This is a genomic window from Burkholderia sp. LK4 (assembly GCF_001043615.1).
GTDB classification, from domain to species: Bacteria; Pseudomonadota; Gammaproteobacteria; order Burkholderiales; family Burkholderiaceae; genus Burkholderia; species Burkholderia cepacia.
Window position 1 is genome coordinate 1 of record NZ_LDUL01000010.1, and the last position, 22,255, is coordinate 22,255.

18 protein-coding genes are annotated in these 22,255 nt (G+C 66.4%); 3 read left to right on the top strand and 15 right to left on the bottom strand.

Going from position 1 to position 22,255, the window contains the following annotated elements:
- From VK92_RS05570 to VK92_RS05585, 4 genes are all read right to left on the bottom strand, one after another.
- The coding region (locus tag VK92_RS05570) for a beta-ketoacyl synthase N-terminal-like domain-containing protein (protein WP_048028489.1) at positions 1–363 on the bottom strand (363 nt) is incomplete at its 3' end.
- A gap of 99 nt (positions 364–462) precedes the next feature.
- Entirely contained in the window at positions 463–2,328 is a 1,866-nt protein-coding gene (locus tag VK92_RS05575) for a PHA/PHB synthase family protein (RefSeq protein WP_048021117.1), read from the bottom strand.
- Positions 2,329–2,687: 359 nt separating this feature from the next.
- Positions 2,688–3,539, bottom strand: a complete 852-nt coding sequence (gene pgeF / locus VK92_RS05580; protein ID WP_048021148.1) for a peptidoglycan editing factor PgeF — start codon at positions 3,537–3,539, stop codon at positions 2,688–2,690.
- A 6-nt stretch (positions 3,540–3,545) separates the two neighbouring features.
- Positions 3,546–4,754, bottom strand: coding sequence for an RluA family pseudouridine synthase (locus VK92_RS05585; protein ID WP_042977625.1), 1,209 nt, complete (start codon positions 4,752–4,754; stop codon positions 3,546–3,548).
- A 41-nt stretch (positions 4,755–4,795) separates the two neighbouring features.
- Here VK92_RS05585 and VK92_RS05590 point away from each other — a divergent pair, with 41 nt between their 5' ends.
- Positions 4,796–5,620, top strand: coding sequence for an outer membrane protein assembly factor BamD (locus tag VK92_RS05590; protein ID WP_021163132.1), 825 nt, complete (start codon positions 4,796–4,798; stop codon positions 5,618–5,620).
- A gap of 120 nt (positions 5,621–5,740) precedes the next feature.
- Here VK92_RS05590 and VK92_RS05595 read toward each other — a convergent pair whose 3' ends face one another.
- The 3 genes from VK92_RS05595 to VK92_RS05605 form a co-directional block, all read right to left on the bottom strand.
- Positions 5,741–7,987 (bottom strand): ATP-dependent DNA helicase, encoded by a 2,247-nt coding sequence (locus tag VK92_RS05595; protein WP_021163130.1) that lies wholly within the window; start codon positions 7,985–7,987, stop codon positions 5,741–5,743.
- A gap of 55 nt (positions 7,988–8,042) precedes the next feature.
- Positions 8,043–8,258, bottom strand: a complete 216-nt coding sequence (locus VK92_RS05600; RefSeq protein WP_006478692.1) for a YdcH family protein — start codon at positions 8,256–8,258, stop codon at positions 8,043–8,045.
- 77 nt (positions 8,259–8,335) lie between these two features.
- Positions 8,336–9,073, bottom strand: a complete 738-nt coding sequence (locus VK92_RS05605; protein WP_048021115.1) for a hypothetical protein — start codon at positions 9,071–9,073, stop codon at positions 8,336–8,338.
- 160 nt (positions 9,074–9,233) lie between these two features.
- Here VK92_RS05605 and VK92_RS05610 point away from each other — a divergent pair, with 160 nt between their 5' ends.
- Both VK92_RS05610 and VK92_RS05615 read left to right on the top strand, forming a co-directional pair.
- Positions 9,234–11,558 (top strand): Tex family protein, encoded by a 2,325-nt coding sequence (locus tag VK92_RS05610; protein WP_048021113.1) that lies wholly within the window; start codon positions 9,234–9,236, stop codon positions 11,556–11,558.
- Positions 11,559–11,972: 414 nt separating this feature from the next.
- Entirely contained in the window at positions 11,973–13,001 is a 1,029-nt protein-coding gene (locus VK92_RS05615; RefSeq protein ID WP_048021111.1) for a terpene synthase family protein, read from the top strand.
- Between the two features lie 22 nt (positions 13,002–13,023).
- Here VK92_RS05615 and VK92_RS05620 read toward each other — a convergent pair whose 3' ends face one another.
- The 8 genes from VK92_RS05620 to hflX form a co-directional block, all read right to left on the bottom strand.
- Positions 13,024–14,940: a potassium transporter Kup gene (locus tag VK92_RS05620; protein ID WP_021163125.1), complete on the bottom strand. Its 1,917-nt coding sequence runs from the start codon at positions 14,938–14,940 to the stop codon at positions 13,024–13,026.
- 276 nt (positions 14,941–15,216) lie between these two features.
- Positions 15,217–15,813, bottom strand: a complete 597-nt coding sequence (locus VK92_RS05625) for a phosphoribosyltransferase (protein ID WP_021163124.1) — start codon at positions 15,811–15,813, stop codon at positions 15,217–15,219.
- Positions 15,814–15,819: 6 nt separating this feature from the next.
- Positions 15,820–17,166 (bottom strand): adenylosuccinate synthase, encoded by a 1,347-nt coding sequence (locus VK92_RS05630; protein ID WP_048021109.1) that lies wholly within the window; start codon positions 17,164–17,166, stop codon positions 15,820–15,822.
- A 113-nt stretch (positions 17,167–17,279) separates the two neighbouring features.
- Entirely contained in the window at positions 17,280–18,428 is a 1,149-nt protein-coding gene (locus tag VK92_RS05635) for an ATP phosphoribosyltransferase regulatory subunit (protein ID WP_021163122.1), read from the bottom strand.
- 103 nt (positions 18,429–18,531) lie between these two features.
- Positions 18,532–18,723, bottom strand: a complete 192-nt coding sequence (locus VK92_RS05640; RefSeq protein ID WP_048021107.1) for a DUF2065 domain-containing protein — start codon at positions 18,721–18,723, stop codon at positions 18,532–18,534.
- Between the two features lie 36 nt (positions 18,724–18,759).
- Positions 18,760–19,659, bottom strand: coding sequence for a protease modulator HflC (gene hflC, locus VK92_RS05645; protein WP_021163121.1), 900 nt, complete (start codon positions 19,657–19,659; stop codon positions 18,760–18,762).
- 15 nt (positions 19,660–19,674) lie between these two features.
- On the bottom strand, positions 19,675–21,015 hold the full coding sequence (gene hflK, locus VK92_RS05650; RefSeq protein WP_048021105.1) for an FtsH protease activity modulator HflK: 1,341 nt from the start codon (positions 21,013–21,015) through the stop codon (positions 19,675–19,677).
- 47 nt (positions 21,016–21,062) lie between these two features.
- Positions 21,063–22,238, bottom strand: coding sequence for a GTPase HflX (hflX, locus tag VK92_RS05655; protein WP_175829770.1), 1,176 nt, complete (start codon positions 22,236–22,238; stop codon positions 21,063–21,065).
- Positions 22,239–22,255: the final 17 nt, after the last annotated feature.

A 22,255-nucleotide genomic window follows, 5' to 3' on the forward strand; every position in this document is an offset into this window, starting at 1 on the left:
CGACGCGCTCATGTTCTCCTGGCCACCCGCGATCACGATGTCCGCGTCGCCCGCGACGATCGCGTTCGCCGCCAGCATCACGGCCTTCAGGCCCGAGCCGCACACCTTGTTGATCGTCATCCCCGGCACTGCCGTCGGCAGCCCGGCCTTGATCAGCGACTGCCGCGCCGGGTTCTGGCCCGAGCCGGCCGTCAGCACCTGGCCCATGATCACTTCGCTCACCTGCTCGGGTTTCACGCCCGCGCGCTCCAGCACCGCGCGGATCACCGTCGCGCCCAGTTCGGGCGCCGCAATCTTCGCAAGCGAACCGCCGAATTTGCCGACCGCGGTCCGCGCGGCCGATACGATCACTACGTCCGTCATTTCCCTTTCCTCCAGGCCCGCACGACACGGCGCATCGCTACCGGCCCTGTTAAAAAAACTGCGGTGCACCGGACAGCGTGCGCCGCTGTCCGTCTTTCGTCAATCGCGCTGCAATACGTACCGGCCCGGCGCCGGCTCGATCACCGGGAACTGTGCGGAACCGGGCTGGGCAGGCGGCGCCACCTTGCGGCCGCCGTACTGGTCGAGCCACTCGACCCAGGTCGTCCACCAGCTTCCCGGATGCTCGGTCGCACCGGCAAACCAGTCGTCCGCCGATTCGGGCAGGTCGCTGTCGTTGATCCAGTAGCTGCGCTTCTTCTTCGCCGGCGGATTGATCACGCCCGCGATGTGCCCCGACGCGCCGAGCACGAACTTCAGCGGGCCCGACAGGATCGACGTCGACGCATAGGCCGTCTGCCACGGCACGATGTGATCCTCGCGCGAGCCGTAGATGAAGGTCGGCACGTCGATCAGCGTCAGGTCGACCGATTCGCCGCAGACGGTCAACGCGCCCGACTCGCGCAACTTGTTCTCGAGATAGGTATTGCGCAGGTACCACGCGTACATCGGGCCCGGCAGGCTCGTCGAATCGCCGTTCCAGTACAGCAGGTCGAACGGCGCCGGCGTGCGGCCCTTCAGGTAGTTGTCGACGACGTAGTTCCACACGAGGTCGTTCGGCCGCAGGAACGAGAACGTGTTCGCGAACTCGACGCCGCGCATCAGCCCCGGCTGCGTGCCGTTCTTGCCGCCGATGGTCTGCTCGCGCATCTGCACGTGCGCCTCGTCGACGAACACGTCGAGGATGCCGGTGTCGCTGAAGTCGAGCATCGCGGTGAGCAGCGTCATCGACGCGACCGGATGTTCGCCGCGCGCGGCGAGCACCGCGAGCGCAGTCGCGAGCATCGTGCCGCCGACGCAGAAGCCGAGCGTGTTGATCTGCTCGCGGCCGCTCACCTGCTGCACGGCGTCGATCGCCGCGAGCAGCCCTTCGTTCATGTAGTCGTCCCACGTCTTGTGCGCGACCGATGCGTCCGCGTTGCGCCACGACACGAGGAACACCTGATGGCCGTTCGACAGCGCATGCGCGACGAGCGAATTCTCGGGCTGCAGGTCGAGGATGTAGAACTTGTTGATGCACGGCGGGACGATCAGGAGCGGCCGCTCGAACACCTTGTCCGTCTTCGGCGTGTACTGGATCAGCTGGATCAGGTCGTTCTCGTAGACGACCGCACCTTCAGTACACCCGAGGTTCTTGCCGACCACGAACTGCGATTCGTCGGTCTGCGAAATCTTGCCGCGCTGCAGGTCGCCGAGCAGGTTCATCATCCCCTGCCGCAGGCTTTCGCCCTGCGTCTCGAGAATCGATTTCTGTGCGTCGGGATTGAGTGCGAGGAAGTTGCTCGGCGCGGCGGCGGCCGTCCACTGCTGGACCGTGAAACGAATGCGCTCGCGCGTCTTCGGATCGGTCTGAAGCGCGTCGGCCAGCTCCTGCAGATAGCGCGCGTTGAGCAGATACCAGGCCGCCGCGAACGCATGCGCCGGCGACGCCTTCCATGCATCGCCGCTGAAGCGGCGGTCCTTCAGTTCGGGCGACTCGAGCTTCGCGGCGGCGGCCTGCTGCATCAGCGCCATGCAATCGCGCGCGTAGTCGGCCTGCAACGCCTGAAGCCGCTCGGGGGGAATCGCGGCGGCCGGCAGCTTCAGCCCGGCGAACGGCGACGCCAGCGCGCCGAAATCGGGCATCGACGGCACCTGGAACGGAAACGAGGTCGGAAACTGGAATGTCGCGAACGGATTCACGGTGGCCGACGCAGTCGCGGCACGTGCCGGATCCGCAAAACCGCGCCACGCGTTCAACCACGACTCGAACATCTGCTGCATCGGCTGGGCGGCCGGATCGAAACCAATGCTGCCCGAGGAAGTGCCCGCTTCAGCGGACGTCGACGATTTTTTCGATGCTGTCATTACCTGCCTTACCGGTGATTCGTGAGCGTCTATCGTGAAATCCTGCTCGCGCGCGGCGTGCCGGCTGCGAGCCGGGCCGTCATGCTCTGGAGAGGCGTCTCCAGATTCTGCCGCAGTGCGGTATTTTTATCATTATCGTTTTCCCCATGTGAAGCGCCATATCAAACCGCTGAACAATTCCGCACGGAGATAATCCTCGCGCAACAGGCGGGACAAGGGTTCCGGCGAAACATAAAACATTTTGATTGACTTGACTTCGCATTTTTCATTCAGCCGCGCACGTAACGCGGCATGGCCGCCGCAAAATCGAGATAACCCGATTTTGCAGCGCGACAAATTCCGCGCCCATGCGCATCCCGTCAATCCGCCAGCCAGATCGCCCCCGCCATGCGGCCCGTCACGCGATCGCGCCGGTACGAATAGAAGCGCGCCTGCTCGGTGACCGTGCAGGCCGTCCCGCCGCTCACGTGCGCCACGCCCGCACGGGCAAGACGCAAGCGCGCGAGCGCGTAGAGATCGGCCAGGAACTTGCCGGGCGCGCCATCGATCGCGACGAACGCAAGCCGGGTTTCATCATGCTCCGACTGCGGGGCCGTGTCGAGAAACGCGTCACGCACGTCGGCGCCGACCTCGAACGCCCGCGGGCCGATCGCCGGCCCGAGGTAAGCATGAAGCGCGTCCGTCGCACCGCCCGCGAGTGCCGCGACCCGCGCCGCCGTCTGTTCGACGATGCCGGCCGCCAGCCCGCGCCAGCCCGCATGCGCGGCACCGACGGCGCGGCCCTGCGTGTCGCACAGCAGCACCGGCAGGCAATCCGCGACCATCACGACGCAGACGGCGCCGGCACGGTCGGTGACACTCGCGTCGGCCTGCACCGGCGCGACCCCTGCGTTTGTCGCCGCGTCTGCCGCCGCGATCACCTCGTCCGCGCGCACGATCTGCGCGCCGTGAACCTGCTCGAGCCACGCGGCGCTCGACTGGCCAGCCAGCGCGAGCAGGCGCGCGCGATTCGCGGCGACACGAGCCGGATCGTCACCGGTATGCAGGCCGAGATTCATCCCGCCCGGCAGAGCTTCCGCGCCCTGCCAGCGCCCGTACGGGCCTTCGCTCACCCCGCCGTCGCGCGTCGTGATCAGCGCGCGCACGCGCGGCGACACCTGCCAGTCGGGCTGTACGCAGTCCTGCCACGTCAACGGCGCCAGGTTCGTCATCGGCACTCACTCCTCCTCATCGTCCAGGTACGGCTCATCGTCGTGATACTCGCCGCCGAAATCGTCATCGTCGTAGACACCGTCATCGTCGTCGAATTCCTCGTCGCCCTGCCCGAAGCCGAGCGCCGCGACGAGGGCGTTCATGTCGTCCGGCAGCGGGCAGCGCCACTGCATCGCCTTGCCCGTGACCGGGTGCACGAGACCGAGCCGCCATGCATGCAGCGCCTGCCGCGCGAAACCGTCCGGCAACGGCGCGACCGAGCGCTTGCCGCGCGCGCGCCCGTACACGGGGTCGCCGAGCAGCGGGTGCCCGGCATGCGCGCAGTGCACGCGGATCTGGTGCGTGCGGCCGGTCTCGAGATCGCACTGGATTGCCGAAACCGGCTGACGTTGCCACAGGCATGTGTCAACCGTGCGGAAATGCGTGCGCGCGGGCTTGCCCGATGCGCCGGTGACGACGGCCATGCGCGTGCGTTCGCGCGGATCGCGGCCGATCGGCGCATCGATCGTGCCTTCCTCGGGCATCGTGCCCCACACGAGCGCGAAATAGCGGCGCTTCACCGTGCGGGCCTGCAACTGGCGCACGAGATCCGTCTGCGCGGCCAGCGTACGCGCCACCACCATCAGGCCCGATGTCTCCTTGTCGAGCCGGTGGACGATCCCCGCGCGCGGCAGGCCGGCCGCCGCGTCGCCATAGCGATGCAGCAGCCCGTTGAGGATCGTGCCGCTCCAGTTGCCGGCGGCCGGATGCACGACGAGGCCGGCCGGCTTGTTGATGACGACGAGCGCGTCGTCCTCGTAGATCACGTCGAGCGGCACCGGTTCCGGCGTAAAGGCGAGCTGCTCGGGGAGCAGGTCGGGCACGAGCTCGATCCTGGCGCCGAGCGGCACCGGCTGGCGAATCTTCGCCGGCGCGCCGTCGACGAGCACGCGCTGCGCCTCGATCCAGCTCTGCAAGCGGCTACGCGAGAATTCAGGGAACAGTTGGGCGAGCGCCTTGTCGAGGCGCTCACCCGCGAGCGACAGCGGCACTTCGACGACGCGCGGCGCGTCGTCGGCCGCCGCGGACGGCACGACGGGCGCCTGCATGGCGTCGCCGGCCAGATCGTCATCGAGGGAATCCCCCGACGCAGCGTCGGCGGGCCGATCGCTTGGGCTATAATCTTCGCGATTTGGTGTGCCCGGCTGGGCATTCTGCGAACTTGAACGGGTCATTTAGACTGGGTCACCGAGACTTGAAGCTAGGACATGCGAGCATGATGAATTCGACCAAACGCACGGCCAGAACCGTCGCCGCCCGGGCTGCGGCGGTAGCGGCCGCGGCCCTCATCGCCGGCTGCCACGGCTTGCCGCAGAAGCAGGACGAGACGGCTACCTGGTCGAACAACAAATTATACTCAGAGGCCCAGGACGCACTGTCCGGCGGCGACTGGGGCAAGTGCGCGAAATATTTCGAATCGCTGCAAGGTCGCGATCCGTTCGGCCACTTCGCACAACAGGCGCAGATCAACGTTGCGTACTGCAACTGGAAGGACAACGAAGCGGCCGCCGCCGACCAGGCCGTCGATCGCTTCATCCAGCTCCACCCGGATCATCCGGATATCCCGTACGCGTATTACCTGAAGGGGATGATCCACTTCAATGACGATCTCGGCCTGTTCGGCCGGTTCTCCGGCCAGGACATGAGCGAGCGCGATCCGCAGGCACTGCGTGAATCGTACGATGCGTTCAAGGTCGTCGTCGACCGCTTCCCGAAGAGCAAGTACGCGCCCGACGCCGCCGCACGGATGCGCTACATCGTCAACGCGCTCGCGTCGCACGAAGTGCACGCGGCCGACTACTACTACCGGCGTGGCGCCTACGTCGCGGCCATCAACCGTGCGCAGCTCGCGATCAAGGACTACAAGGGCGCCCCGGCGATCGAGGACGCGCTGCACATCATGATCCTGTCGTACGGCAAGCTGAACCAGCCGCAACTCGCCGAGGACACGAAGCGCGTGCTCGCAGGCACGTTCCCCGACAGCCCGTACGTCACGGGCCACTCGCGCCCCGGCGCGAAGAAATCGTGGTGGCAGTTCTGACGAAAGCACCATGCAGCGCCCGCTGCACGAACAAAAAACCCGGCCATCGAGCCGGGTTTTTTATTGGCGCCGCGCTCAGGCAGCGTCGGTGCGAGCGCGCGACGAGCGCCGCGCGCGCCGTCACGTGCGCTTTGCGGAACGGTGCTCGTCGAAGAAGTCCTGGACGACCGCGATCTCGCGAGTCCGCTTGAACGGCGGCAGGCTCTGCCAGATCCGGCGCCCGTAGGGCTTGTCGACGAGCCGCGTGTCGCAGATCATCAGCACGCCGCGATCCGTCTCCGCGCGAATCAGCCGGCCCGCGCCCTGCTTCAGCGTGATCACGGCCTGCGGCAACTGGTGCACGGCGAACGGGCTCAGCCCCTTCTTCGTCAGCGCATCGAGGCGCGCGGCGAGCACCGGATCGTCCGGCGGCGCGAACGGCAGCTTGTCGATCACGACGAGCGACAGCGCATCGCCGCGCACGTCGACGCCCTCCCAGAAACTCTGGCTGCCGACCAGGATCGCATTGCCGTATGCACGGAAACGGTCGAGCAGTTCGGTACGGCTCGCATCGCCCTGCACGAGCAGCGGCGTGTTCCAGCCGCGCGATTCGATCACGTCGCGCAGCTTCGACGCGATCCGGTCGACCGCGCGCAGCGTCGTGCACAGCATGAACACGCCGCCACCGGACGCCTCGATCGCCGGCAGCGCGGCGTCGAAGACGGCATCGGTAAACGCCGGCGAAGACGGTTGCGGCAGGTTGCGCGGCACGTACAGCAGCCCTTGCGACTGGTAGTCGAACGGGCTCGCGAGCGTCATCGAGCGACGCGAGCTGAGGCCCATCTGCGCCGCGTAGTGCGTGAAATCGCCGCGCACCGACAGCGTGGCCGACGTAAACACCCATGCACGCGGCACACCCGCGCGCTGCTTGGCAAAGATCGGCGCGACCGACAGCGGCGTTTCGTGCAGCTGGACCGTGTGCGCGAACACTTCGACCCAGCGCACCTTCTCGTTCGGATCACCGTCGGATGCCGCCTTGTCGCCGGCCGCCGCCGCGTCGGCCTTCGCAGCCGCCTCCGTCGCGCCGGGCGCGACCCAGCCGGCCAGCAGGTCCTGCAGTTCGCGTGCGCGCCGCAGGCACGCGCCGAGCGATTCCGCCCGTTCGGCCTGGCTGGCAAGCGCCGACGCAAGCGCGTCGAGCGCGGCCTCGAGCGCGTCGAGCGCGCCGAACATCGGGTGATCGTCGCCGAGCTGGGCGAGCGACATCCGGACGATCTGGTCGTTCGCGAACGCCAGGCGCAAGTCGCGCGCCGCGCGCTCGAGATCGCCGCCGAGCTTCACCCATTCGACCGCGTCGCGTGCATGGCTCAGGCCTTCAGCTACCGTGTCGCGTGCGAGTTCGAGAATCTGCGTCGTCGACAGCGTCTCGCCGAAGAACAGCGTCGCCGTTTCCGGCAACTGGTGCGCTTCGTCGAAGATGACCGTGTTCGCGTTCGGCAGCAGCTCGGCCATCCCCGTGTCGCGCAGCATGATGTCCGCAAAGAACAGGTGGTGGTTGACGACGACGACGTCGGCCTGCTGCGCCTCGCGCCGTGCCTGCATCACGAAGCATTCCTTGTAATGCGGGCATTCCTGGCCAAGGCAGTTGTCGCGCGTCGACGTGACCATCGACCAGACGGGCGCCGTTTCCGGCACGCTCGCGAGCTCGGCCTTGTCGCCGCTCTTCGTGATCTTCGCGAAACGGACGATTTCCTGAAGGTAGGCCGTATCCTGCCGCGACGGCAGCCGGCCGTTGTCGGCCGTGCGTTGCAGGTAGTAGTGACACAGGTAGTTCGCACGCCCCTTGAGCATCGCGACCGACACCGGCACCGCCAGCGCGTTGCGCACGGTCGGGATGTCGCGCTGGAACAGCTGGTCCTGCAGGTGTTTCGTGCCGGTCGACACGATCACCTTGCCGCCCCACAGCATCGCGGGCACGAGGTACGCATAGGTCTTGCCCGTCCCCGTGCCGGCCTCGACGATCAGCGTGTTGTCCCCGGCATCGCTGTCGGGCTCGGCTGCGGCGGCGTCCGCGCCCGGCTCGGCCGCCTTGTCGCCGTCGCCGAGGCGACGCGCCGGCCGCTTGCGGGTTTCGAAGATCTCGGGCTCGGGCATCCGGCGAGCGGACGCCTCCATCGCGGACGCGACGGCGCGCGCCATCTCGATCTGCGAGGTACGCGGCCGATAGCCGTCGAGCGCGCGCGCGAGCAATCCGCCCTCACCGAAAATCGTGTCGAGTTCGTCGACGCGCTTGCGGCTCAGTTCAAAGGTGCCTTCGGGCGCACGAGCGCGCCCGGCGGACGACTCGTCGCGCCGGGCATCGGGGGTGGCTTCAAGCGGTGAATTCAAGGCAAGCGTTCCTGTGTCCAGCGCCCGGGCGGCGCCGGCGCTTGCCAGGCCGCGCTCAGGCGCGCTTATCCGGTTCCAGCTGCGATTGCAGCAAAATGATTTTGTCCTTGGCCGCCAGCTTTTCCTTCTTCAGCCGGTGCAGCGTGATGTCGTCGATGTCGGAGTGTCCTTCCTTCAGCTCGATCTCCCGAGCGAGCTGCTGGTGCTGCTCCTGCAATGCAGCCAAACGGTTGTGCAATTCCTGCTGCTGTTCCGTGTGACGGTTTTGCATAGTTGCCTCCTCATCGAAGCAGCGCGCCGGCTGGCGTGCCAGCGCGCACGAGACTGATTCCGGATCAATCCAACACGTTACTGCCCCTGCTGTTGCTTCTGCTGCGCCTTTTCGGTCGCTTCCTTCTGACGCCGCTCGACATCGGCCTTGTGCTGCTCGGCTTCCTTCTGCTTCTGCTCGTAGCGCGCCGCGTTGTCCGCCCGCTCCTGCGCCTTCTGCGCGGCCTGCTGGTGCGCCTGGTCGAGCTTGCGCTGGAAGTCGCCCTGCTTCTGGTCGTACGCCTGCTTGTTCGCCGCGCGCTGCGGCCCTTCCGCGCCGCGCTGCGCCTGCTTCAGCGCATTCTGCTCCTGCTTGTCGCGGAATGCAGCGGCGTTTGCCGCGTCGTTCGCCGCGCGCTGCGGCGCTTCCGCCGCGTCCTGCGCCTGCTTCAGCGCCTGCTGCTGGTCGCGCTGCTGCGCGCGCACCGCCCGCTGCTCGTCGTTGAGCGCGAGCTGCTCCTGGCGGATGCTCGCCCGCTCGTCGCGCATCTGGTCACGCGCCTTGCCGAGACAGTGATTGACGAAGAACTTGCTGTAGCAATCGTGCTCGGCCACCGCATAACGATAATCGTTTTCCGCGGAGCGTTGATTGAGCACTTTTTGACGGGCGTCGAAATCCGGTGCGGCGGAGGCGGCAACGGGCGCGGACACGGCGGCGTCCGAGGCCTGCGCGAATGCGCCGGAAGGCCCGGCAGACAAAGCCGCGGCGAGCGCTGCGCCGAGCGCGACGAGAGAAATTCGGGAAGTTGGCAACGTCGTAGGAAAGCTGCGGGACATGTGTCAAATTCTATCACCCCCGGCTGGACGCTCCGCCATTTATGGCAAAATGCCCCGCTTCACTCACCCGCGGCATCTGGCCCGTCGGGCCCGCCACGCAGCCCGCCGCTTCGGGCCTGCCGGCCCGCGCCGCGATTTCAGCAGGCAGATCATCCACGACATGACGGAAACCGTAGCACTCAAGATCGTACAGCGCATCGCCACCGAACTGTCCGTCCAGCCGCGCCAGGTCGCGGCGGCCGTGCAACTCCTCGACGAAGGCTCGACCGTTCCGTTCATTGCCCGGTACCGCAAGGAAGTGACCGGCAACCTGGACGACACGCAGTTGCGCCAGCTCGAGGAGCGCCTCCTGTATCTGCGCGAGCTCGAGGACCGCCGCGCGGCGATCCTGTCGAGCATCGACGAACAGGGCAAGCTGACCGACGAGCTGCGCGCCGCGATCGACGCGGCCGACAGCAAGCAGGTGCTCGAAGACCTTTATCTGCCGTACAAGCCGAAGCGCCGCACGCGTGCTCAGATCGCCCGCGAGGCCGGCCTCGAGCCGCTCGCACAGGCCCTGCTCGCGAACCCGCTGCTCGACCCGCAGGCCGAGGCGGCCGCGTACGTCGACGCCGACAAGGGCGTTGCCGACGTGAAGGCCGCGCTCGACGGCGCGCGCGACATCCTGTCCGAACAGTTCGGCGAAACGGCCGAGCTGCTCGGCAAGCTGCGCGACTACCTGCACAGCCAGGGCGTCGTGTCGTCGGCCGTCGTCGAGGGCAAGGAAAACGAGGAAGGCGAGAAATTCCGCGACTATTACGACTACGCGGAAACGATCAGGACCGTGCCGTCACACCGCGCCCTCGCACTGTTCCGCGGCCGCAACGCGGGTGTGCTGACGATCAAGCTCGGCCTCGGCGAAGAGCTCGACGCCCAGGTGCCGCATCCCGGCGAGGCGATGATCGCGCGCCATTTCGGCATCGCGAACCAGAACCGCCCGGCCGACAAATGGCTGTCCGACGTATGCCGCTGGTGCTGGCGCGTGAAGGTGCAGCCGCACATCGAGAACGAACTCCTCACGCAGCTGCGCGAAACGGCCGAAACCGAAGCGATCCGCGTGTTCGCGCGCAACCTGAACGACCTGCTGCTGGCCGCGCCGGCCGGCCCGAAGGCCGTGATCGGTCTCGACCCCGGCCTGCGCACGGGCGTGAAGGTCGCGGTCGTCGACCGCACCGGCAAGGTGCTCGCGACCGACACGATCTACCCGCACGAGCCGCGCCGCGACTGGGACGGCTCGATCGCAAAACTCGCGCGCCTCGCCGCGCAGACGCAGGCCGAGCTGATCAGCATCGGCAACGGCACCGCATCGCGCGAAACCGACAAGCTCGCGAGCGAACTGATCGCAAAACATCCGGAGCTGCGCCTGCAGAAAATCGTCGTGTCGGAAGCCGGCGCGTCGGTCTACTCGGCGTCCGAACTCGCGGCGAAGGAATTCCCCGACATGGACGTGTCGCTGCGCGGCGCCGTATCGATCGCGCGCCGCCTGCAGGACCCGCTCGCCGAGCTCGTGAAGATCGAGCCGAAGGCGATCGGCGTCGGCCAGTACCAGCACGACGTAAACCAGCGCGAACTGGCCCGCTCGCTCGACGCGGTCGTCGAGGATTGCGTGAACGCGGTCGGCGTCGACGCGAACACCGCGTCGGCCGCGCTGCTGGCGCGCGTGTCGGGCCTGAACGCGACGCTCGCGCGCAACATCGTCGACTACCGCGACGCAAACGGCCCGTTCCCGTCGCGCGAGCACCTGCGCAAGGTTCCGCGCCTCGGCGACAAGACCTTCGAACAGGCCGCCGGCTTCCTGCGGATCAACGGCGGCGAGAATCCGCTCGACCGCTCGTCGGTGCACCCGGAAGCGTATCCGGTCGTCGAGCGGATGCTCGCGAAGATCAGCAAGCGCATCGACGACGTGCTCGGCGACCGCGAAGCGTTGTCGGGCCTGTCCCCGACGGAATTTGTTGACGAACGTTTCGGCCTGCCGACCGTGCGCGACATCCTGGCCGAACTGGAGAAGCCGGGCCGCGATCCGCGTCCGGAATTCAAGACGGCCACGTTCCGCGAAGGCGTCGAGAAGGTGTCGGATCTCGTGCCGGGCATGACGCTCGAAGGCGTCGTGACGAACGTCGCCGCGTTCGGCGCGTTCGTGGATATCGGCGTGCACCAGGACGGGCTCGTCCATGTGTCCGCGATGTCGACGAAGTTCATCAAGGACCCGCACGAAGTCGTGAAGGCCGGCCAGGTCGTCAAGGTGAAGGTGCTCGACGTCGACGTGAAACGCCAGCGGATTGCGCTGACGATGCGCCTCGACGACGAGGCAGCAGCGCCCGGCATGTCGTCGCGCAGCAGCCAGGACCGCGGCAACGCGGGGCGCGGCGCCGCCCGCCCGCAGCGTTCGCGCGAGCCGGAACCGGCCGGCGCAATGGCCGCGGCGTTCGCGAAGCTGAAGCGCTGAGCACGCAAAAAAGGCGTCGCCGCACAAAAAAACCCGCCTCCCGGCGGGTTTTTTTATTGAGTCGTCGTTTGCATTTCCGATATCCGGGATGAAAACCGAATATGCGCGTTTCCATCGCCATTCCCCTGCGTTTAATCGGCAAATTAAACAATCCGCATTGCGACATGCGTTTTCTTGACGCTTCACAAGCGACACATAAAATAAGTTTTCGAACGGCCGTATTTTGATGCTTCTGTATTGGGCAGCGATCTTGCCGTTCAGCGACAGCGTTCTCCGCGGCGCTCGCATGCCCGGTGAATATCCTGCCTCCCGTATTTCGGTCTCGCTTTTTTGCAGTCGATTCGCGACGCATTGCATCCGGTATTCGCCTGACCGGCGAACCGGGACGGATTCGCGAAAATGGATCGGGGAACCATGACAGACGATCATCTGAAAACCGAACTGGCCGCATTGCGCGCGCCCGTTTTCGACGTGCCGTGGGCCGGCGCCTGTTCGCCGCACGTCGAGCGAATCGAATCGCGCATGCTCGAGTGGGCCAACGCATACGGCCTGCTCATCAGCGACGCCTACCGGGAACGCGTCGTACGCACCCGATACGGCTGGCTCGCCGCGCGCTGTTACCCGAACGCCGATCCTTCCCTGCTGCAGGCGCTCGCCGATTATTTCGTGTGGTTCTTTCTCGTCGACGACCTGTTCGTCGATCGCGTCGAGCCGGTCGGCCCCGATACGTTGCGCAATCTGACCGCGATGATCGATGTGCTCGACTACGAATGTACCGGCCCCCAGCCCATATATGGCGAGCGAGCATGGCTCGATGTGTGCCAGCGCCTGCGCGCACGCCTGTCGGCCGAACATTTCGCGCGCTTCGCACAAGGCATGCGCCTGTGGGCCACCACGGCCGGACTGCAGATTATCGGCCACCTGAGGGCCGAGCCGATCGCAGTGCAGCAATACGAAACGATCCGGCGTCACACGAGCGGGATGAATCCTTGCCTCGCGCTGGCGGACGCGGCCAATGCCGGTGCCGTCCCGCCCGATACGTTCCATCGGCCGGAAATCCAGACACTGTTCCGGCACGCGAACCATATCGTCTGCTGGAGCAACGACATCCAGAGCGTTGGCGTCGAAGCGTGCCAGCCCGGGCAGTTCCGGAACATGGTGATGATCCAGGCTTCCCGCGGCCATACGCTGCAGGCCAGCGTCGACTACACGGCCGAGCGTGTGCGCGCCGAGATCAGCGCATTCGTCCTCTGCGCCGATGCACTCGCCCAGCATGCCGACACGCGCGTGCGCGGCCTTGTCGACGGCTGCCGATACTGGATACGCGGTTATCTGGATTGGGTTGCGCGGGATACGCAGCGCTATACGGCTGCGGCCGCGGCCAGCGATGCGGACGATCGCGGCCTGATTGCCTGGTCGGCGGACTCGGCGGCGCGCGGCTGAACGACCCGCGCGCCGCACCCGGTCAGATCTCGATCTTCGTGCCGAGCTCGACCACGCGGTTCGCCGGAATCGAGAAGAAGTCGGTCGGCTTCGCCGCGTTCTGGTGCATCCATGCGAACACGCGCTCACGCCAGATCGACATCCCGGGCAGATGCGTCGGCACGACCGTTTCGCGCGCGAGGAAGAACGACGTGTCCATCAGTTCGAACGTCATGTCGTGCGTGCGGCCGAATTCCTCGAGCACGGCCTTCACGTCGGGCGTCTCGTTGAAGCCGTACTCGGCCTTCACGATGTACAGCCCGCCGCCCGCATCACGCGCGGTCTGGCGCTTGTCGTCGCGCACGTAGGGAAAATCGCGCGTCACGAACGTGAGGAAAATGGTTCGCTCATGCAGCACCTTGTTGTGTTTCAGGTTGTGCAGCAGGCTGACGGGCACGAGCTTGTCGTTGCCGGTCAGGTAGATCGCGGTGCCCGACACACGATGCGGCGGATGTGCGAGCAGGCCCTGCAGGAACGGCTCGAGCGGAATACCGTCGGCGGCCGTGCGCTCCTTGACGATGTGACGCCCCTTGTACCAGGTCATCAGCAGGAAGAACAGCAACGCGCCGATGCCGAGCGGCAGCCAGCCGCCCTGCGCAACCTTCAGCAGGTTCGCGCCGAAAAAGCCGAGGTCGACCGCGAGGAACACGGCGATGATCGCGCCGACCAGCAGCCGGTTCCAGTTCCATACCTTCACCATCACGACTGCGGCGAGCACGGTCGTGATCACCATCGTCGCCGTCACCGCGATGCCGTACGCGGCCGCGAGGTTGTCCGAGCTCTTGAAGCCGATGACGATGCAGAGGATCACGAACAGCAGCAGCCAGTTCACGACCGGCACGTAGATCTGGCCGATCGCCAGTTCCGACGTATGCAGCACTTTCATGCGCGGCACGTAGCCGAGCTGGATGGCCTGCGACGTCAGCGAATACGCGCCCGAGATCACCGCCTGCGACGCGATCACGGTCGCGACCGTCGACAGCACGACGAGCGGCAGCAGCCCCCATTCGGGTGCCAGCAGGAAGAACGGGTTCTCGATCGCCTTCGGGTTCTGGATCAGCAGCGCGCCTTGGCCGAAGTAGTTCAGCACGAGCGACGGCATCACGAGCCCGTACGCGGCGATGCGGATCGGTTTCGCGCCGAAGTGGCCCATGTCCGCGTAAAGCGCTTCCGCACCGGTCAGCACCAGCACGACCGAGCCGAGCACGACATAGGCCTGCAGCACATGCTCCGACATGAACGACGCGGCGTAATACGGGTTGATGGCCGCCATGATGCCCGGCACGCGCACGATGTGGTACACGCCGAGCGCGGCAATCACAACGAACCACAGCACCATGATCGGGCCGAACAGCTTGCCGACCAGCGCGGTACCGTGGCGCTGGATCCAGAACAGCGCGATCAGGATCACGATCGTGATCGGCATCACGAGATGGGACAGGTGCGGCGTCGCGATCTCGAGACCTTCGACCGCCGACATCACCGAGATCGCCGGCGTGATCACCGCGTCCCCGTAGAACATGCATGCGCCGAATATCCCGAGCGCCATCAGCGCGCCCGCGACGCGGGTCTTCGAGTCGAGCGGCCGCAACGACAGCGCCATCAGCGCGAGCACGCCGCCTTCGCCGTTGTTGTCCGCCCGCATCACGAACAGCAGGTACTTGATGCCGACCACCAGGATGATTGCCCAGAACAGCAGCGAGATCACGCCGAGGATCGACCCTTCGGTGAGCGGAATGCCGTGTGCGGGGCTGAACGCCTCCTTGAGCGAATACAGCGGGCTGGTGCCGATGTCGCCGAACACGACGCCGATGGCTGCTATCGCTAGCGCCCGCATCGAGTGTTGCTGCGTCGAATGCGGCGCGTGTGCTGCGTCGGTCGCGTGGATCGTGTCGTTCATATGAAGCGTAATAATCGGGTCCGGGTCGGACAAAACGAGCGCTATTCTACTCGCGCCCCCTTGAAACGCCGCCCTGCTCTGTTGCCATGGAACCACGTGAGCCACGCCATGCATGCAATCCGGCGCAAGCTGTGGCAGGGCTGCCAATCATAGCCGGGGCAGCGCCGTCTGCCTACCGGATCCGCGGCCCGCGCGCCGCCGGCGTGCATGGCGCCCCAATGAAAAACGGCGCCGCAAGCGGCGCCGTACAAGGCTTTCCTTCGATTGGCCGGCCGCTTACGCGCCCGAACCGTCGCGCTGGGCGCGACCGCGCTTGATCCACGCCTCGAGGTTGTGCGGGCGAACCGTGTCCCACTCCTCGAACGGCTGATGAATCCACGGATTCGTCGGCAGATACTGCGTGTGATAGTCGGGCTTGACCTTCGAGCAACCCTTGTACCAGAGCACGGCAGAACGCACGGCCGTCACGGACGGGTAGCGCTCCTTCAGGTGCTCCTGCACGCGCGCAAGCGTGACGCCCGAATCCACGAGATCGTCGACCAGCAGCACGTTGCCCGCCAGGTTGCCGCGCGTCATCGTGATGTACTGCGCGATGTCGAGCTCGCCCTGCTCCGTGCCGGCCGCTTCCCGGTACGAACTCGTCGCGAGGATCGCGAGCGGCACGTCGTAGATGCGCGACAGTTGATCGCCGACGCGCAGACCGCCGCGCGCGAGGCACAGGATCTGGTCGAACTTCCAGCCCGATGCATGCACCTGGAGCGCGAGCAGCTCGATGAGACGGTGATATTCGTCCCAGCCTACCCACAGGTTCTTGTCGTCGTTGCGCGGATCGGTCATCAAGTCTGCCGCCGTCATCGTGATTTGCTGCGTCATCTGGGGTTACACCTTGAACGGATGGCGGAGCAGGATCGTTTCGTCGCGGTCCGGGCCCGTCGATACCATGTCGACCGGCACACCGGCCACTTCCTGAACGCGGGTCAGGTAAGCCTGGGCGTTTGCCGGCAGCGCGTCCCACGTCTTGATGCCGACCGTGCTTTCCTTCCAGCCGGCAAACGTTTCGTATACGGGCTCGCAACGGGCCACGTCGGCGGCACCGCGCGGCAGGATGTCCGCATCCTTGCCGTCGATCTTGTAGCCGACGCACAGCTTGACTTCGTCGAGGCCGTCGAGCACGTCGAGCTTCGTCATGCACAGGCCCGACACGCCGTTGATCTGGATCGAGCGGCGCAGCGCGGCCGCGTCGAGCCAGCCCGTGCGGCGCGGACGGCCGGTGACCGAACCGAATTCCTTGCCGACGTTCGCGAGCGTGACGCCGACCTGGTCCTGACGCTGCGGGTTGTCCGCATCGTACAGTTCGCTCGGGAACGGGCCCGAGCCGACGCGCGTGCAATACGCCTTCGTGATACCGAGGATGTAGTTGAGCTTCTGCGGGCCCACGCCCGCGCCGGCCGACGCCGCACCCGCGACGCAGTTGCTCGACGTGACGAACGGATAGGTACCGTGATCGATGTCGAGCAGCGTGCCTTGTGCGCCTTCGAACAGCAGGTTCTGACCCGCATTGTTCGCGTCGTACAGGCGGCGCGACACGTCGGCCACCATCGGCTTCAGGCGGTCGGCATAACCGAGCATCGTGTCGAGCGTCGCCTGGAAATCGACGGCCGCGCCGCCCAGGTACTGGGTCAGTACGAAGTTGTGGAAATCGAGGTTTTCGCGCAGGCGGTCGGCGAAGGTCTTCGCGTCGAACAGGTCCTGCACGCGCAGCGCGCGGCGGCCGACCTTGTCTTCGTACGCGGGGCCGATGCCACGGCCCGTCGTGCCGATCTTGCCCGCGCCCTTGCGCGCTTCGCGCGCCTGGTCGATCGCGATGTGGTACGGCAGGATCAGCGTCGTCGCTTCGGAAATGAACAGGCGGTCGCGCACGTTCACGCCGGCCTCTTCCAGCTCGCCGATTTCCTTGAACAGTGCTTCCGGGGACAGGACGACGCCGTTGCCGATGTAGCAGGCGACGCCTTCACGCATGATGCCCGACGGAATGAGGCGCAAGATCGTTTTCTTGCCGCCGATGATGAGGGTGTGGCCGGCGTTGTGACCGCCCTGGAAACGCACGACGCCCTTAGCGTGGTCCGTCAGCCAGTCGACGATCTTGCCCTTGCCTTCATCACCCCATTGCGTTCCCACGACGACGACATTGCGCCCGGGAGTCACGTTCACTGCGCTGGCAGACATGTTGATTCGTTAGCTGGTTAAAAACGTATTCTACCTATGTTCGCGGGCGATTCCGAATTTTTCCGTTTCGCTTCAACGATATGCACGCCGAAGCACGTCCCGCGAACGCCTGTTTATCGGGGTTCGACCACCCATGCGCCGCCGCGCTCGACGAGCGAACGGTCGCAGGCGAACTCGTCGAGCACATGATCGTGGCCCGGCAGCGCCTGGATCACGACCTCGCCCGCATCGCGCAGCGCCGCAACGGCCGCGCTCAGCGCATCGTCCTGCGCCCACGGCGCGAGAATCGCGGTACCGCGAGCCTCGACCGGGGAAATCCGGGCGAGCTCGCGCAGGTCGAGCGAGAAGCCGGTGGCCGGACGCGCACGACCATACGCCTGGCCGACGTGGTCGTAGCGGCCGCCGCGCGCGATCGCGTTCGGCACGCCGTCGATGTAGGCGCTGAACATCGCGCCGCTGTGATACGCGTAGCCGCGCAGGTCGCCCAGATCGATCGCCACTTCGGCACCCTTCGCCTGCGCCGCGAGTTGCGCCAGATCGTCGAGCGCCCGCGTGATTTCGGGCAGCACCGGCAACCGCGTCCGCGCCTCGGCGAGCACGCTCGCATCGCCATAGAGGTGCGGCAGCGCCCGCAGCGCGGCGCGCGTATCGGCACCGAGATCGTCGGTCAGCTCGTTCAGCAGCGGCACGTCCTTGCCCGACAGCGCGTCGTACAGCGACTCGCCACGCTCCGCGGCCTGCGCGTCGCGCGCCAGCAGCGCCGCGAGCACGCCCGCGTGGCCGAGGTCGAGACGGATGCGCGACAGGCCTGCGAGATGCAGCGCATCGAGCATCAGTTGCTGGATCTCGAGGTCGGCTTCCAGCCCGGCATGCCCGTAGATTTCGGCGCCGATCTGGATCTGCTCGCGCGTCGCGTGCAGGCCGCGCGGACGCGTATGCATCACGTGGCCCGCATAGCAGAGGCGCGTCACGCCCTGGCGGTTCAACAGGTGCGCGTCGATCCGCGCGACCTGCGGCGTGATGTCCGCGCGCAGGCCGAGCGTACGGCCCGACAGCTGGTCGACCAGCTTGAAGGTGCGCAGGCGCAGGTCGGCGCCGCCGCTCGTCAGCAGCGACTCGAGATACTCGAGCAGCGGCGGCATCACCATTTCGTAGCCATACGAACGGAAGCGGTCGAGCAGCCTGCGGCGCAGCTCCTCGATCTTGCGCGCTTCCGACGGCAGCACGTCGGCGATATTCTCGGGAAGTAACCAGGTCGACATCGGTACGGTCCTACGACGGGAAACAGCGCGCGACCACGCGCGCCGCGATGTGAATCGGAAATTCTGAATTCGGGCGGGACGGACGGCGGATGCGCCGTCCGGATCAGGTGGCGAGCAGCAGCAGTATGAGCCCGAGCACCATCACGATCAGCCCGCCGATCCGGATATGATGCGGCGGCCGCTCAGCCATTCTACGAAACGTGTCGCGCCAGGCGACGGGAAACACGAAGGGGAACGCCCCCTCGATGATCAGCATCAGCGCTACTGCGAGCAACAACGAGCCAGCCAGGTCCATGCGAGCGACGGCGCCGCTCGACGCGGCGCCCCAAGGTCAGTGTTTGCGGGGAGCAGCCGCCGCCGGTGCGGCACCGCCCGTCGGGCTGCGCATGAAGCGGAAGAACTCGCTGTCGGGATCGACGACGATGATGTCGTTGCGCTTGAACGTGTTCCGGTAAGCCTGCAGGCTCGCGTAGAACTGATAGAACTGCGGATCGCGGCCGAACGCATCGGCGGCGATCGTCGCGGCCTTCGCGTCGCCCTCGCCCTTGATCGTCTGCGCGGACTTGTACGCGTTCGCGAGCACGGCCTGCTGATCGCGTTCGGCGTCGGCCTTGATCTGCTCGACGTCGGCCGCGCCTTGCGCACGCACCTGCGCGGCCTGATCGCGCAGTGCGCCGATCATCCGCTGATAGACGGCATCGGTTTGCGCAGCGGGCAAGTCGACGCGCGTCAGCTGGACGTCGACCACGTCGACGCCGAAACCGGACGCCTTTGCCTTCACTTCGTCGCGGGCCGCATCAGCGATCGCACGCTGGCCGCCGAGCGCATCGTCGAGCGCATGCTTGCCGAACGCGTCGACGAGTGCGCCCTTCAGTGCGCCGGCCAGACGTTCGCTGGCGGCCGCCGGGTCGCCCCCTGTCGCCGTGAAATACTTCATCGGATCGCCGATCCGGTACTTCACCGCATAGGCGACGAGCAGGTCGTGCTTGTCTTCCGTCGCCACTTGCAGCGGATCCGACGACTCGAGCGATTGCAGCCGCGTGTCGATCAGCGTCGCCGTCTGCAGCGGCGGCGGCAATTTGAAATGGATGCCGGGCCCGGCCAGTTCAGGCTGCGCGCCGTCGCGCCCCGACAGCACGGCCGCATGGCGCGGATCGACGGTAAGGACTGTCGAGGATGCCGCGAAGGCAACGATCACGATTGCGACGACGAGCGCAATGATTCGGTTCATGTTCTGCGCTCCCCGTTACTTCAGATCGTCTTCGCGCGACCGGCTGCGAAACGCCTCGCGCGATCGCAGCACGTCGTTGCCCGACGCTGCCGCGGGCGACGCCGCACTCGCGGGCGCCGCTACCGCCGGCGCGACGGCCGCCGGTGCCGACGCCGCATCGGGTGCGGATGCCCCCGTGGACGCCGCGGCGTTTTGTCGCCCCTGCTCGACGAGCTTGTCGAGCGGCAGGTAAACGACGCTGTTGCCGCCCTTGTTGCCGACGAACACCTTCGTCGAGTTCGAATAGATTTCCTGCATCGTCTCGAGATACATCCGCTCACGGATCACCGCAGGCGCCTTCGAGTACTGCGCATAGACCTGCTTGAAGCGGTCGGCATCGCCTTCGGCTTCCGTGACCACGCGATCGGCATACGCCTTTGCTTCGTCGACGAGCTTCGCGGCATCGCCCTGCGCCTTCGGCAGCAGGTCGTTTGCATACGCCTGCGCGGCGCGCTTCGCTGCCTCGCGCTCGTCGCGCGCCTTGGCGACTTCGCCGTACGCGGCCTGCGTCTGCTCGGGCGCCGCAACGCTCTGCATCGTGACGGCCGTCACCTCGAGTCCCGACTGATAGCGATCGAGATCGCGCTGGATCGCGGTGGAAAGCTGCTCGCGCAGCGCGTCGCGGTCCTGGTTCAGCACGTCGGCCGCGCTGCGCGTACCGACGATCGCACGCACCGCGGCCTGCGCGGCCTGCGACACGCTGCGCTCAGGGTCGACGCTGCGGAACAGGTAATCGGTCGCGGAACGGATCCGGTACTGGACGATGAAGCGCACGTCGACGATATCGGCATCGCGCGTCAGCATCGCGGCTTCCTTCACGTTCGCGAGGCGCACGACGTTGTTGCGGCCGATCTCGATCGAGCGGACCTGCGACGTGTCGACGATCTCGTGCGACGCGAACGGATACGGCGCGCGCCAGTGCACGCCCTGGCCGACCGTACCCGACAGCTTGCCGAGCTGCAGCACGACGCCTGTCTGGCCTTCCTGCACGACGAACAGCCCGCTGCCCGCGTAGACCGCGACCAGCACGCCGATCACGATGCCTACGCCGACTCGCGCGGCCCGCCCGTTGTCAGGACGAAAACCGTTGCCGCCCTTGCCGCCGAAAAGGCCGTTCAGGCGCCGGTTGAAGTTGCGCCACATCTCGTCGAGATCGGGCGGACCATCGCCGTCGCCGCCTTGCGGACGCTTCGATTCGTTCGCACGGGGACGGGATCCGTCTTTGCCATTGCCTTCGCCGCGTCCCCAGCGGGGATCGTTGATCGACAGCAAGGCGCGCATCCGCCGCCAGGTACTCCGCTCGTTGTATTCGTTCACCAGAGTTTGTTCACCAGATTAGACGCCGGCGAACCGGCCGGGACCGGTTAGCGCCCGTGTTCGGAAATCGTGTGGTCTTCGTGTGGTTCAGCGGGAGCGCCGTCGAGCGCGCCGTCGGGTAACGTCGCGCTGGAAAGGTGTTCCGCGGAGGCGATTTCGGCGATGGCGGCACGCAACGCGTCAAGACCCTGACCGGTGCGCGCGCTCAAAAAGACGCGCGAAATATTACCATACTCGTCCCGCTCGACCGCGTCGCCGCGGGCCGCCAGCTCAGGCACGGCGTCGATCTTGTTGAACACCAGTACCTGCCGGATCGTGTCCGCGCCGATCTCGTGCAGCACGCCGTTGACCTGCTCGATCTGTTCGAGCCTGACCGCGCTCGATGCATCGACCACGTGCAACAGCAGATCCGCGTGAATCGTTTCCTCGAGGGTCGCGCGGAATGCGGCGACCAGCTGGTGAGGCAACTCGCGGATGAACCCGACCGTATCCGACACGACGATCTGGCCGACCTCATCGCCGAGGTACACGCGCCGCGACGTCGTGTCGAGCGTGGCGAACAGCTGGTCGGCCGCATAGGCCTGCGCTTTCGTCAGCGCATTGAACAGCGTCGACTTGCCCGCGTTCGTATAGCCGACCAGCGACACCGACATCGTGCCGCTGCGCGCGCGTTGCCGGCGTTGCGTGCTGTGTTGCCGGCGCAGCCGGTCCAGCCGCGACTTCAGCATCTTGATGCGTTCGCCGATCAGCCGGCGGTCGGTTTCGAGCTGGGTTTCGCCAGGGCCGCGCAGGCCGATACCACCCTTCTGCCGTTCGAGGTGGGTCCACGCGCGAATGAGTCGCGTCGACAGGTACTGGAGCTGCGCGAGCTCGACCTGCAGCTTGCCTTCGTGGCTACGGGCGCGCTGCGCGAAGATGTCGAGGATGAGGCTGGTGCGATCGACCACACGCCTGTTAAGTGCCTGCTCCAGATTACGTTGCTGGGCCGGCGCCAATGCGTGATTGAAGATGACGATTTCGACGTTGTGCGCGTCGCAGGCGAGCCGGAGTTCTTCGGCTTTGCCGCTGCCGATGAACATCTTGGCATCGGGACTGGAGCGACGACCCGTGAGGGTGACGGCGGGACGGGCCCCCGCACTGGAGGCGAGAAGACTGAGTTCTTCGAGACTGGCTTCGAAATCGGTCTTGCCGAAATCGATGCCGACGAGCGCTGCGTTGATCAAATTTTCAGGTGTCAAGA